The organism is Gilliamella sp. W8128, from assembly GCF_016100545.1.
GTDB classification, from domain to species: Bacteria; Pseudomonadota; Gammaproteobacteria; order Enterobacterales; family Orbaceae; genus Gilliamella; species Gilliamella apis.
Map to the genome: position 1 here is coordinate 1 of NZ_JACFSE010000002.1, position 13,649 is coordinate 13,649.

The 13,649-nt window shown below is 38.1% G+C and carries 12 protein-coding genes; 2 read left to right on the forward strand and 10 right to left on the reverse strand.

What is annotated here, in order from left to right:
- Positions 1-407: 407 nt before the first annotated feature.
- Entirely contained in the window at positions 408-1,826 is a 1,419-nt protein-coding gene (locus tag H3U97_RS01650) for a hypothetical protein (protein WP_198197764.1), read from the reverse strand.
- A gap of 1,660 nt (positions 1,827-3,486) precedes the next feature.
- On the opposite strand from H3U97_RS01650, the gene H3U97_RS01655 reads away from it, so the two are divergent.
- Positions 3,487-3,915 (forward strand): universal stress protein, encoded by a 429-nt coding sequence (locus H3U97_RS01655; protein ID WP_034904481.1) that lies wholly within the window; start codon positions 3,487-3,489, stop codon positions 3,913-3,915.
- Between the two features lie 329 nt (positions 3,916-4,244).
- Positions 4,245-4,763 (forward strand): nucleoside triphosphate pyrophosphatase, encoded by a 519-nt coding sequence (locus tag H3U97_RS01660; protein WP_198197766.1) that lies wholly within the window; start codon positions 4,245-4,247, stop codon positions 4,761-4,763.
- 88 nt (positions 4,764-4,851) lie between these two features.
- Here H3U97_RS01660 and H3U97_RS01665 read toward each other — a convergent pair whose 3' ends face one another.
- The 9 genes from H3U97_RS01665 to H3U97_RS01705 all read right to left on the reverse strand — a co-directional run bounded on the left by H3U97_RS01665 (position 4,852) and on the right by H3U97_RS01705 (position 13,649).
- On the reverse strand, positions 4,852-5,517 hold the full coding sequence (locus tag H3U97_RS01665) for an ABC transporter ATP-binding protein (RefSeq protein ID WP_198197768.1): 666 nt from the start codon (positions 5,515-5,517) through the stop codon (positions 4,852-4,854).
- Entirely contained in the window at positions 5,517-6,728 is a 1,212-nt protein-coding gene (locus H3U97_RS01670; protein ID WP_198197770.1) for an FtsX-like permease family protein, read from the reverse strand. Before H3U97_RS01670 ends, H3U97_RS01665 begins: the two co-directional genes overlap by 1 nt.
- Positions 6,729-6,809: 81 nt before the next feature.
- The gene (locus H3U97_RS01675; protein WP_198197772.1) at positions 6,810-7,283 is read right to left on the reverse strand and encodes a DUF4418 family protein; all 474 of its coding nucleotides are present in this window, start codon (positions 7,281-7,283) and stop codon (positions 6,810-6,812) included.
- A 20-nt stretch (positions 7,284-7,303) separates the two neighbouring features.
- A complete protein-coding gene (locus H3U97_RS01680) occupies positions 7,304-7,963 on the reverse strand; it encodes an ABC transporter ATP-binding protein (protein ID WP_065563564.1) in 660 nt (219 codons plus the stop codon).
- Between the two features lie 11 nt (positions 7,964-7,974).
- Positions 7,975-9,117 carry an ABC transporter permease gene (locus H3U97_RS01685; RefSeq protein ID WP_232343711.1) on the reverse strand — a complete coding sequence of 381 codons (1,143 nt, stop codon included), beginning with the start codon at positions 9,115-9,117 and terminating at the stop codon, positions 7,975-7,977.
- A 13-nt stretch (positions 9,118-9,130) separates the two neighbouring features.
- Positions 9,131-10,417, reverse strand: a complete 1,287-nt coding sequence (locus tag H3U97_RS01690) for an ABC transporter permease (RefSeq protein ID WP_198197777.1) — start codon at positions 10,415-10,417, stop codon at positions 9,131-9,133.
- A 22-nt stretch (positions 10,418-10,439) separates the two neighbouring features.
- Positions 10,440-11,690, reverse strand: a complete 1,251-nt coding sequence (locus tag H3U97_RS01695; RefSeq protein WP_198197779.1) for a Fe-S-containing protein — start codon at positions 11,688-11,690, stop codon at positions 10,440-10,442.
- 67 nt (positions 11,691-11,757) lie between these two features.
- Positions 11,758-12,321: an iron transporter gene (locus tag H3U97_RS01700; protein ID WP_065578501.1), complete on the reverse strand. Its 564-nt coding sequence runs from the start codon at positions 12,319-12,321 to the stop codon at positions 11,758-11,760.
- 140 nt (positions 12,322-12,461) lie between these two features.
- A complete protein-coding gene (locus tag H3U97_RS01705; protein ID WP_198197781.1) occupies positions 12,462-13,649 on the reverse strand; it encodes an FTR1 family protein in 1,188 nt (395 codons plus the stop codon).

Sequence of the window (13,649 nt, forward strand, 5' to 3'; positions counted from 1 at the left end):
TCCTCAAAATTTTTTGGTTGTTTGAGTTTCGGACGTTTTGTTGTTTTGTGGTTGTTTCTATACGGTGATTACGTCCGAGTTAAGAGGGTTGACGCCAACCCTCTTTACAATCTCCCGCGGCGACTACGCAAGTGGTCACTGCGTGACTGCCTTCCGCCTGCGTTCGGTCTTAACGCACCGGCTGTGATTTGTTCCTGACAAAACACAGCCTTGGCAAACATCCCTGTTTGCCATGCTAACCTCGCTCAGTTGTCAGCACATTGCGAATGTCGCGCCACAAAATCGTTTTTAACGCCCACTTCGTCAGCGTCAACGCCATTGCCTTGACAGGGCGCAATGATCGTTTAATGTCCTAATGTTATTTTTCTTATCCTCAGCTTTAATACCTAAGAACTAAGAAATAATAGCTAAGGATAGACACAGATTCCGTTGGCGGAGTCCCCTCTATCATCTGTTGCAAAGCCACCATAACCATCACAGTAAACCTTATGGTATCCCTGAACGTTGTTCTCACTCGTCTGATCACTCGTCCAATATCTACCATTTTCGATGAACTGGTTTGCTCGGTCATAGTTATGGTAAAGGGACATTTCCCCCCATTCCGTGAACAATCCTCCACCAATGTGATTCAAGGCACGATTATAAGGTGACGAAGGCGTTGCACCTTCTGCACCTTGACACACATCTTGGCTCTGCCCCCAAGCTGGTTGACAAGTCGCATTAGTTAAATCACTGGCCTTTGGGACACGGTATCCAAAACTATTACATTTAGATGATACAAAAGAATGGGAACCTCCATAGTCACCTCCAACAAACCACTGCTTTAACACAAAACCATATTTGACCACCGCATTACCACTGCTATCACGACCGACTAACTCAAATGTCTGCGGTAAAGATGGTCTGTCGATTTGACCTGAATTATTTGATTGCCATTGCGAGCGTGTAGCAACAGGACCAGTTAGGGTGACTCGAACTCTTGTACTTGTTCCATATGGATAGGTCATAGTAGCAGTAATACCACTATGCGTAACTGGCTTCCAAGATAAGACCTGATTACTACCACCTATACGTAAATTAAAATACAACTTATTAGTACCCGTAGTCGGGAAGTTTAAACCATAAGACGATGGTGTAACTGACTGTGGTAGATAACCCATACGCCAGTCCCAAACGGCATCAGAAAGCCCTTTAGTTCGATATCTGCCTGTGGCTAAAGGGCTTGCAGAACAAATGAATGGCGATGATTCTTTCTTAGGATTAATATAATAAGTGACGCTACCTGACGTAAAATAACTTTCATTAGGCACCCCATAACGTGTTTTTAATCTACCGCTAGTATTAGATAAAGTTAATCTATATGGCGCTTGATCGGTACAAATAGTCAGTACTTCATTACGGGCAACAGGATTATTGTCGTTATCAACAATAGTTAATTTTAAACTACCGGTAGCGGTGATACCATTAACTCCCTGACCATCACCATCATCATCCCCCCAATAATTATACGGTGTGCCAATAAGTGAACTTAATTCAATAGAATTAGTATCCGTTGGTACTAACATACCAATATCTGCAAAACTCTGACCAGCAACAGGTAACTCGATAGGATTAGTTGAACTCGAATTATTGGTTGTGGGAGTAAATGTTCTTCCATCTGAAAGCGATATCCCGAGTAGCGCTTCAGTATTTGTTACCCGGGTACGACCACCATCAAAGGTTAAATAAGGTGCTGAGCCATAAATAATATTGGTCGTTTTTGTGGTTAATGCATAGTTAGAAAAAGAGATAGACTGTAATACAACCACGGTTAATACCAAAACCATCGGCCGGGATAAACAGACTAAACCAAGAAATTTTGAAAAATTTTGCTGAAATTTTGGAAATTGCTGAAATAATAAACTACTGTGAAATAATAAACGGTGTGAGCTTAACTTTAGAAAGGTGAAATTATAGGTTGGGCAGGTTGTGTGTTGTGTGTTGTGTGTTGAAAATTATAATCCATATCAGATATCCTTGTCAATCCAATTTTATGATTTATTTAAAATTTTAAGCCTAACGGCATAAAATTTATCCATTCGTATAAATATGCTATAAAAGTATAGTGATTGGAAAAAACCATGCAACTTTTTTTGGCGGTTTAATTGTTAACTTTTGTAAAGATTAATGTAATATTATGTCTTAATTACTCGCTTAAAACCAATTTCGGAGAAACTTTAGGGGGATTTTTAGGCTTTAAAAACCCCTTTCCTCAAATTTTTTGGTTACTAGCTGATGTTATAACTAACGTTAGCGTTTTATTGGATGGATTTTAGCTTTAAAAACCCCGTTCCTCAAAATTTTTTAGTTCTTTGAGTTTCGGACGTTTGCAGTTTTGTGGTTGTTTCTATACGGTGATTACGTCCGAGTTAAGAGGGTTGCCGCCAACCCTCTTTACAATCTCCCGCGGCGACCACGCAAGTGGTCACTGCGTGACTGCCTTCCGTCTTCGTTCGGTCTTAACGCACCGGCTGTGATTTGTTCCTGACAAAGCACCGCCTTGGCAAACATCCCTGTTTGCCATGCTAACCTCTCTCAGTTGTCAGCACATTGCGAATGTCGCTAAATTAAATACACCAAACTTATTTGCCAAAATACACTTTAATTATTGGAACTAGCTGATGTTATAACTAACGTTAGCGATTTATTGGCGGGATTTTGGCTTTAAAAACCCCTCTCCTCAAAATTTTTTTGGTTGTTTGAGTTTCGGACGTTTTGTTGTTTTGTGGTTATTTCTATACGGTGATTACGTCCGAGTTAAGAGGGTTGGCGCGAACCCTCTTTACAATCTCCCGCGGCGACCACGCAAGTGGTCACTGCGTGACTGCCTTCTGCCTGCGTTCGCTCTTAACGCACCGGCTGTGATTTGTTCCTGACAAAACACAGCCTTGCCAAACATCCCTGTTTGCCATGCTAACCTCACTCAGTTGTCAGCACATTGCGGATGTCGCTAAATAAGAAGCACTAAACTAATTTATAAAAATAAACGTTTATTATCAGTAATAGCTGATGTTATAACTAGCGTTAGCGATTTATTGGCGGGATTTTTAGGCTTTAAAAACCTCTTTCCTCAAGTTTTTTTGGTTGTTTGAGTTTTGGACGTTTTGTTGTTTGATAGCTAGTTTTGCGGTTATTTTTATACGGTGATTACGTCCGAGTTAAGAGGGTTGGCGCCAACCCTCTTTACAATCTCCCGCGGCGACACCACGCAAATTGTTTGTTATTGTTTGTTTTAGTGTCGGTTTAAGGTCATGATGATAAATAATGTTAGTTATAGTTGATCTCCATCATGATTTTGCAAAAAAATTATTTCAATCTTTTAAATTCGCGTTAGGATAGTCATGTAACAATTGGATTTCATTTAAAATTAGTATCATACTGAACCAATACCGTTGGCCTTCACCAATAAAATGGTAAAGCCAAGTTTAAATATTGTGAGGAGGCGTTATGTACAAAAAAATATTAGTTCCGATTGATGTGCTTGAAGATGAACTCACTCAAAAAGTGATCCCTCATGTTGAGTGTTTAGCAAAATTATCCAATGCACAAGTTATCTTCTTTCATACCTTACCGGTTGCATCGGCTATCGTGAATGCTTACTCATTTGGTTTTGATGAGTTTAAAGATCAAGCTACTGTACAAACAGAACAGTGGTTACATCGTTTGATTGATACGATTAATTTACCACGGGAAAATTTATCTTTTTCAATCGCTTTTGGTAATCCAAGAGATGAGATCTTACATATAGCCGAAGAAATTGAACCAGATCTAATTATTTTAGGTTCAAGACGTCCTAATATCTCAACACACTTACTGGGATCAAATGCCTCAGGAGTGGTGCGTGGCGCACAAACATCAGTGTTAGTGGTACGCTAGATTTAATTTAAAATTTACTTCCGAGTAAAGAGGGTTCGCGCAAATCCACTTTACTCGGACGTAATCTCGATATTGAAATTGCTGCCAAACAATAAAACGTCTGAAATTCAATGAACAACGATTTGTTGCAATTACTTGCAGTTTAACTAATTTAGTGGTTAATAAAACTTATCGAAAAAGAGTGATTGATAAGCCATTGAGACAATCGCCCCAAAATAAAACTGACCATCGTTGCTAGATAACTTTATAACACAACTGACTGTTGATTATTACCGTTATATCGGTTTTAATGCTCATCTTTCGCCATGAATCTTAAGAGAATAGTTGCAATGAGAATTATCTTAGCATCGACATCGTTATCACGTAAAAAGGTATTGGAAAAATTAGCCATTCCGTTTGAGTGTGTACCACCCATTTGTGATGAAACGCCTTTGTTAAATGAAGGTGCACAGCAATTGGTGGTGCGTTTAGCTAATGCCAAAGCGCAGTCGTTAGTGGCTAATTATCCTGATAGTTTGATTATTGGTTCTGATCAAGTAGGTGTATTGGATGATCAGATTGTTTGCAAACCACATACCATTGAAAATGCCCAACAACAATTGAGAAATAGCAGCGGTAAAGCGTTTTACTTTTATACCGGAATGACCGTCATTGATACTCGTACTGGCCAATCGCAAACAATTTGTGAACCGTTTAAGGTTACTTTTCGCCAGTTAACTGATGCAGAAATTGATGCTTATATCGCGAAAGAGATGCCATTACAATGCGCTGGCAGTTTTAAATGTGACGAGTTAGGTATCACCCTTTTTGATAAACTTGAAGGTGATGATATTAATTCATTAGTCTGATTACCGCTGATAAAGTTAAATAAAATTATGATCGATATGGGCTGTAATCCACTATTGTTATAATTACTCGAGATACCATTAGTGCAAACTAATCGATTAATCGACCTGAGGACATTTTTAACTTTCTTTGGCTATAATTTGCTACATCATTATCATGAGTAACAATTAATAGTCCTGTACCTTGTTGGTGAATCTCGGTTAATAATGCCATAATTTGTGCGGAGCTTTCTTCATCAAGATCGCTGGTAGGTTCATCGGCAATCACTAATTGTGGCCGACAAATCAGCGCCCGTAAAATAGCAATTCGACGCATTTCTCCTCCCGACATATTCGCGGGATAAGTATCTTTTAAGTAGCCAATTTTAGCCTTTTCAAGCAGCTCCAGCGCATAATTTAAGCTAGATTGGTTTTCCCGTTTAGTTAAATAAAATGGTAAGCGAATATTTTCCAGTGCGGTTAAATTGGGTAATAAACTACTACCTTGTGGAATGTAGCCAATATTTTGATTACGAAATGCTGACACCTGCTTATCATCAAGTTCAAATAAGTTGGTACCATTAATGGTAATTTTACCTTGAGTCGGGGTCAATAACCCAGCAATCATATTAAGTAACGTCGTTTTACCACTGCCTGATTTGCCCATAATAGTGATAAAATCGGTTTGTGCCATTGAAAAACTAACATTATTTACCGCTGAGAAATGTTGCGAACCACGTTGATAATCTTTGCGAAGGTTTTTGACATCCAATAACATTATTCACCCTCTCTTAATGTTTGATAAGTATCAAATTTAGTCAACGATAATGCCGAATAAATACTAGACAGTGGACCAATAATTAACGTCAACATAAATACCATTAATGCATAAATAAATCCGTCAGTAATGGAAATGTTCATACATGGCAAACCTATCGACTGGCAAATCAATAAGCTAAAGGCATAAATCAATACACCAGCAATCACAATACCTGCAATACCACCTAAAGCGCTAATAATAAGCGATTCTCGCAGTAACATTTTAACCAGATCACTACGTGAAGCGCCTAAAATACGTAATAGACTTATTTCACGTTTACGTTCATTAAGTGATGATGAAAATATCACAAAGATGACAATAATTGCCAATACCCAGAAAATTGCCGATAAACTATAGACAATAGTTGAAAAACCAGTTAGCCATTTGGAAATATTACTTAACATGCCTTTGGTCATCACAAAATCAATATTGTAGTCAATAGCATATTTCGGCATCATCTGATTAACAACATCTTTAGGCTGATAATCAGGATCGACTTTAACAAAAATTGATGATACATAGTTAGCAAAGTGTTCAGTATCGCCTTCAATTAGGTTCGCTTCTTTCATCAGTAACTGTGCCGTCGGGATCGTCATAAATACAGAGGTATCAAAGCCCATTCCGGTACTATCCATTTTGGCTGCGACTTTAAATGGATGATTAAAAAACTTAATTTCATCACCGACATTGGCGGTAATTTTGCTACCAACAACAACCTGATTATTGTTCAATGGTTGGTTTAACTGCGTTTGCAACCAAGGTTTGATCACAAAATCACTTTGCTGATCAAAACCAATAAGTTGTACTTTAGACGTACAGCAACCAGCATTCAATGAAGCGATAAACAGTTGGGGGGAGACAGCTTTAACCCCTTTGATTACTTTAATTTTATCCATCAAATCCGCTTTTAGATAAAAACTGCTTGGTTCACCACGTAACAATGCCACTTCAAGATTTTTTTCATAACCGTAAGGTACAACAAGAATATCCGCGCCTAAACGATTAGCCATACCGGAAATACCTAAACTCAGATTTTTCATTAACACGCTACCGCCAAATAGCGTAGCGGAAAACAGCATAATAATGATAATCAAACAACAACTCCGAAATGGTCGTCTTTGAATGTTTCGCCATGCTAAATTTGCTATAGTAATCGGTTTTTCTTGCATGTTTTAGTTCTCGTTTTTATATCTTGTTGTATTAAGGCTGATGGTGACTAATGTTGATTGTTGATACTTACTTAATACTGTTTATCTTATTTGTTTATTTACTTGTTTATTCAAATAAAGCACATTGCTGATTGCAGCAATTGCCAAAACGATAGCTAATAAAATCAGTGCAGGTTTGGCACCCATATTACAACGCATCATCTCATTGCCACAAACACCAATTAAAATAGTTGGAATAGCTGCCGCTAAAACTGCGGTGCAAGCTAACGCCATACTCAATCCCATACGGACAAATAGTGAGCGACTAAATAGTACTAACGCACCAATGGCAATCACTAAACTACCAATACCAATTTCAGCCCTTGCAGTCCAAAAGCATTTCATGATTTTACCTGGAGTTGAATGCATATGCATATGCCCATCCCCTGCCATCGTTGTAGCAGGTATAGCTTGCGCATCAGGTAACGGGCAGACAGGTAAAATATAAAGCGGAAACAAAATAAGTAGTGCCCCGATAAATATAAACAATACAGATGTAACAACACGATTTTTCATAAATATAGACCCTTTAATTATTAATTATTGATAATACTTGCTACCTTACCATGTTCAAGAACCACCGTAGTCTGCGCATGTTTTGATACTTCAGGCGAATGCGTAACCACGATGATTGTACTTCCTTCTTCGTGAAGTTGATGTAGTAAGTTCATAACCATTGCTTCATTACTTTCATCTAAGTTACCAGTTGGCTCATCAGCTAAAATCAGTTTTGGATAATTAATTAGCGCTCTGGCAATACAGACCCTTTGCTGTTCACCACCCGATAATTGGCGCGGTAAATGTTTGGCCCGTGCTGCAAGTCCAACTCGTTCTAATGCTTGTAAGGCTTCTTTTTCATCTACCATACTGTGATAATATTGCGCCACCATTACGTTTTCTAATGCAGTTAAATAGGAAACAAGATGGAATTGTTGAAAGATTAGACCAATCTTATCACGGCGAATTTCCGTCAGCTGTGGTAATGACAACTGGGTAATATCTTGTCCATCTAAAATCACAGAGCCTAATGACGGTTTATCCATACAACCAATAATATTCATTAAGGTTGTTTTACCACTGCCTGATGGTCCCATAATAGATAACCATTTACCCTCTTCAACGGTTAAATTAACTTCAGACAAGGCATGTAATGAGCCATAGATTTTAGATACATTATTCACTTCGAGCATATTCATACTTTACTATCCTATTCGCCACGTAAAACTAATGCTGGTTCAACTTCAAGTGCACGTTTTACTGGAATCAAACACGCAATAATGGTTACCACAGCCGAAATAATAATCGTTGTTGGTATTAAATAAAATTCAATTACAATTGATCGCCCAAATACGTTAGCACTGATTACTTGAGCAAAAATCAGACCACAAATTACCCCAATCACGCCACCGACAATACCTAAGATTAATCCTTCGGCTAAAAATTCTTTGGCAATACTTTTGTTGGTTGCACCAATAGCCTTTTTCAGACCAATCTCTTTACGGCGCTCCATAACGACCGTCATCATAGTGGTGGCAACACAGATCATTGTCAAAATTAACACCACTAGTGTTACCAAATAGAGTAAAGATGACAGTTTACCAAGTACCGATGCTTCCGATTGTGTTACCCATTTTATAAGATGGGGTTCGACCGTGTTGGAATTATCTTTAATGGTTTGAATATAGCGCTGTAACTCATCTTGCGTTGCCGTAATACTTATTTCGACCACTTCGGCTTGATTGTTTTCTTCGAGTAACGTTTCAAGATCATTGAGTTCAATAAAGATAAAGTTATCCTCAGCTCGACCGGTTTTGACGATGCCGGTAATAGTTAATTCTTCATCGAAGCGCGAATTTTGTTTAGATTTTCCTGAAATCGGCATCGTACTACCAATGCTAAGCTTAGCAAAATGGGCAATATCGGTACCGATCATAATTTCATTTGGATTTTTCGGCACTTCACCTTCTATTTTCCAATAAGGGCTAGTATTGATAACTTGATCAAACTGGGTGCCGACAATGGTATAAGGCTGTTGATTACTGCGGATAGAGTCATAACGAAATGGGGTAACCCCTAATAGCTTATCTTGCGGTAGTAAGCTTACGGCTTTTTTTACTTCCGCCATTGGCATGGTAGGTTGATTATTAGCCGGCATCAACAGCAGATTGGCACCATAAGAGCGAAACTCTTGTCCCATTTGTCTTGGGATATCATAACAAAGTGTAACCATACCAAGTAAAACGGTTGCTCCTATCGCTACACCGAGTAGAGCAATAGCAATCCGGGAACGACGGCGAATTAACGAACTAAGCAGCGTTTTTAAAATAAAGCGTTGATTTTTATTCATCATCATTTAGCCTCACTTACCGACCATGCAACACATCGGTTGGGCGTAAAAACATCATAATACGTAGTGCCGGTAAACTGCCTAATAAGGTGATCATGCTTACCATAATTAACACCAGTGGAATAATTATCATCTTAGGTTCAATAAACGAACCAAATACCGTTTGGCCAATAATTTGCGCAAAGCCAAGACCGACAAAATAACCTACCATCCCCCCGAGTAAAGCAATGATCAGTATTTCAGTAAGGATTAACATCGCTACCGAAATATTTGTTGCCCCTAACGCTTTTAATAAACCAATTTCAGTACTACGCTCAATCACATTGGCAGTAACTAAATTGGATATTGCTAGCGCCGAGCAAATTAAGGATAAAACAGTTAACAATAGCATTAATAACTGCGTTTTTTGCAAGATAGATCCTTCAGATTCGGCTACCTGCATTATCGCTTTTACCCGAACATCTGGCATTAACTCCTCTAATTGATAGGCAATCGAACTGATATAAGCGGTACAGTACCATGTATCCCATTCAGTGCGTGATAAGCTATTAGGATCTTGTGCTGCTTTACGGGCTAAATCATTTTCGGGCGTGGTTAATGCACTCACTTCTACCCGTTCAACCAAACCGTCTTTATTAGCCAGATTTTGCGCGACAGGAAGTGACACATAAAGCTGAGAATCTTCGATCCCACCACTGTGGAATATATTATTTACAGTTAAAGTCACTTTTTTATTGGTTAATGGTGAAATTAGCTCAAGGCTATCGCCTAGTTTAAGATTCATTTGCTTAGCAAGACTCTCACCCACCATTACACCTTGCAAATTATCATCCTTCATAGTGTTGCCTTCAATTGACCACCATGACTTCATAGCTAACATGCCAGTGTCAACTTCATCACCAGTTGGTATAGTCAGATGTTTATTAAACCAAGTTCCAACTAAGCTAACTGGTTTATCATTAACTGTTACTTGTGTAGTAAGATAAGGTGCAAAATCAACAATATTATATGCCCAGAAGATCATCTTAATCTTTACTAAATCATCTTGCTTGATATATTGAATAGCAGCTTGTGTATCTGTATTATCCAGTTGATATAACTCATTAACCAATGCAGCCCCTTTGGGAACGATATTTAAGTTAGCACCATAGGCCTTTAATTCCTGATTAACTTTATCACCGACATCAAACATTACATTTAACATGGCAGTCGCCAGCGACACACCTAAAGCAACGGTTAAGGCAATTAAAAATAGCTTCTTTTTTTGACGAACTAACACGCTAAGTAACATTCTACGAAACATATTTTCTTCCTTTTAAAACCATTTACTTAAAACGACTTTTTTCAGCTTCAAGATGCGTAGGTCGAATAATCATATTGCCATCTAAAATCTCATATTTAAGCGGAACGGGATTACAACCACCAGAAAAACCAATAGTCGCAATATTCATCACGACATCACATAAAATACAGACAACTTGATTTCCTCGTTGATAATAACCACTTGCCCCACAAATATCACAAGCATCAAAACCGACCCCATAGGCATTTTCGCTTTTCTTAATCACAATAAATCTTACTAATGTGCCATCGGTTGTTTTATAACCATAACGATGCAAATTGCCGTCATTAACTTGTTCTAATGGAATAACAATTAAACCATCAGCATTTGGCGTAACCGGTTCAGCAGGGGTGAGTTCGACCCCTTTTTCAAATATATAACGAGCACGAGTGACGGTGTAGGCAGTAATAGCCACTCCCGCCATTAACAATAATGATGTACGACGATCACGGCGTAAACTTGCTTTAAGTTTGCGTATTTGAGCGGGATTATTACCAACCAGCGAGGTGGTTTTTGCTTTGGTATATAATAAAACAGTGAGTAGTAATACCAACACCATAAAGATAAAAGTAAACAAGTTGACATGCGCTAAAATAAAAATCACCAAATCCATCATCCACTGTTGCGGTGAGATAAATCGTCTGACAATTAATATTTGCAGTAAATTAATGGCGTTTTGAATGGTAAAGATAATAATGGCAAATGTCGCAATCACCACCACCAATCGAGTTGATAACCTAGCGCAAAGGCGATAAATCAACCAGCCAATTAAACCACAAACTAATAGAGCAAAGCCATAACCAACCCATTTAAACAGATAATCATTATTGAATATTGACTCCATGCCAACATCAAATCCAAATGGGTAGAGTAAAATATTCGGTAAGCATTGAGCTGTAATCAGCCCTATGGCAACAGCTGTTAATACAGCCAATAGAATCTTAATAATAGGTTGTTGGAACGAATTTCTGAGCGACCAGCAGATAAGCAATGGAATGACAATGATGCACCACGGAATAATCACACTAAGGTCATAGTACTCTCGAACAGCAATACCGGTATTACGCTTTAAGATTGCATAAATGATTGCCGCCAGCATTCCCAATAAAAAACCAATGAAAAGATATTTTTTACCACTATATAGGTTTGACTGAACAAACACTGCACTAACAAGTGCCAATATGATCACAGGTACAAAAGTATTATCGGTAATACTGATAAGATATTGGAGCATAACGATTGCCTAAAGATTACAACGTATATTGGCGAGTTGTTACACTCGCCAATAGTTTAGCTAATTATTACCATGCACGAGGGATGTAGTCAAAGTCCCAAGAAACCTCGATTGGTTTAGACCAGAAACGACCTTCAACACCAGTTTCTTTATCTACATGCAATAAATAACCTTGTTTTTCAGGGTTTTCGATTGTGAATGTAACTTTATATTTACCCGCACCATCTAACTTAATATTGTTACCATAGTGTGGGCCATCTGATGCATTCATCGGCATAAAATTACCTTCGATAGTTTTGTCACTACCTTGTTTTTGAATTTTATATTTTACAGTTAAGTAAGGGACAAAATCACCTACACCAAAACCTAACTTATTACCTTCGGCAGCAGAAATATCGGCTTCGATATGCATATCTGACTTAGAAGCAGGTAAGCCACCCATACCAGCAGGCTCCATATCTACAGGTTGGAAGTAAACCGCACCAATATGTAATGGACCAACAGTGACTTCTTCACCGATTGGAAACTCTTCAAAACCTTTTTCTTCACCGGGTGCCGGCGCAGCAGCATTTGCCATTGAAGAAAGTGCAAGTATTGACGAAATACCAGCAGAAATAATTAGTTTTTTCATTGAAAACTCCTTAATTTTTTTAACAACTTGTTTTACCCTTTAATAATTAATCAATAAACTAATGACTAATCAATTACAAATTACTGCCAATGTTTTAATTACTATTCAAGTTTAAATTACACCAAGAATAATAATATTATTTAATTTTTATGATATTTTTTGTAATACATAATAGAGAGCATCACGACAACTAGCATGACTAACTGTGGCACCAATGTTTCAACCGTTGGATAGATGCCTAATACCTCTACTGAATGGACAAAATCTACTGGGGTGACCGAAATAATATCTGCTTCTTGTAACTCTTTCACACCACCACCAGCAAAGGCTATCGCCATAAGATACATTAATGCACTGGTACAAATAAAAAATGGTTTAAGCGGTAATTTAACACTGCCAAAGCGGATAACAATAAATACCAAAGTCAACACGATGGTACCAACACCTAGTCCATACCAAACCATATCCATGTGATCTTTAGCATCAGCTAACATAGCTTGATAAAATATGATCGTTTCCGCTCCTTCACGAAATACAGCTAAAAAGGCAGCAAACCCTAAAGCAAAACTGCTTCCTGTTGATACCGCACTTTGCACCTTTCCTTCAACATAATTTTTCCAAGCTTTCGATTCTGACTTAGATAGCATCCAGTTACTTATAAAGAACAGCACCACTGTTGCGAGTAACATGGCGGCACCTTCCATAATTTCTTGATTGGCACCACTTAAACCAACAATAGTATGCAAGGCGATAGCAGCCAACACGCTGGCAAACACCGCAAATAAACTGCTTAGATAGACGACTTTAAGCATTGGCTTATTATCTGAACGAACTAAATATGCAGAAATTGCCGCAATCACCAGTATCGCCTCTAATCCTTCACGGAAAATAATAATAAATGAGGCAAAGAAGACACTCCAGCCACTCTCTTTTTTACCATCTAACTCATTAGCATCTTCGTGGAGCATTTTCAGAATAACATCAATCTCAGTTCGCACAACTTTATTAGGCGCGCCTTGATTCATTAATCGTTTAATTTTAGCAAATTGGTATTCGGTATCAGTGCCTCGTTTGCCGGAAATGTAAGACATTACCGCACGTTCAACACCATGCTTTTCATAAAAACCAAAATAAGCATTGTTTACTCGATCTTTAGCAGCTTCGTTGTCTTTCATAAAATAGATGTTATAAGCATCATTTAAAATGATATCCATTTCATCCACAATCGCATTCCAGCTTGCATACTTCTTTTCAGTTGCGTAAGAAGGGGAACTAAAAATCGCTAAACTGGCAATCAGTAGTAACACTAAAGTTAAATACTTTTTCAC

Bases quoted from the DNA above. Each gene is read 5' to 3' on its own strand.
- H3U97_RS01650 (WP_198197764.1), bottom strand. From the start codon at position 1,826: ATGGTTTTGGTATTAACCGTGGTTGTATTACAGTCTATCTCTTTTTCT.
- H3U97_RS01655 (WP_034904481.1), top strand. From the start codon at position 3,487: ATGTACAAAAAAATATTAGTTCCGATTGATGTGCTTGAAGATGAACTC.
- H3U97_RS01660 (WP_198197766.1), top strand. From the start codon at position 4,245: ATGAGAATTATCTTAGCATCGACATCGTTATCACGTAAAAAGGTATTG.
- H3U97_RS01665 (WP_198197768.1), bottom strand. From the start codon at position 5,517: ATGTTATTGGATGTCAAAAACCTTCGCAAAGATTATCAACGTGGTTCG.
- H3U97_RS01670 (WP_198197770.1), bottom strand. From the start codon at position 6,728: ATGCAAGAAAAACCGATTACTATAGCAAATTTAGCATGGCGAAACATT.
- H3U97_RS01675 (WP_198197772.1), bottom strand. From the start codon at position 7,283: ATGAAAAATCGTGTTGTTACATCTGTATTGTTTATATTTATCGGGGCA.
- H3U97_RS01680 (WP_065563564.1), bottom strand. From the start codon at position 7,963: ATGAATATGCTCGAAGTGAATAATGTATCTAAAATCTATGGCTCATTA.
- H3U97_RS01685 (WP_232343711.1), bottom strand. From the start codon at position 9,117: ATGATGAATAAAAATCAACGCTTTATTTTAAAAACGCTGCTTAGTTCG.
- H3U97_RS01690 (WP_198197777.1), bottom strand. From the start codon at position 10,417: ATGTTTCGTAGAATGTTACTTAGCGTGTTAGTTCGTCAAAAAAAGAAG.
- H3U97_RS01695 (WP_198197779.1), bottom strand. From the start codon at position 11,690: ATGCTCCAATATCTTATCAGTATTACCGATAATACTTTTGTACCTGTG.
- H3U97_RS01700 (WP_065578501.1), bottom strand. From the start codon at position 12,321: ATGAAAAAACTAATTATTTCTGCTGGTATTTCGTCAATACTTGCACTT.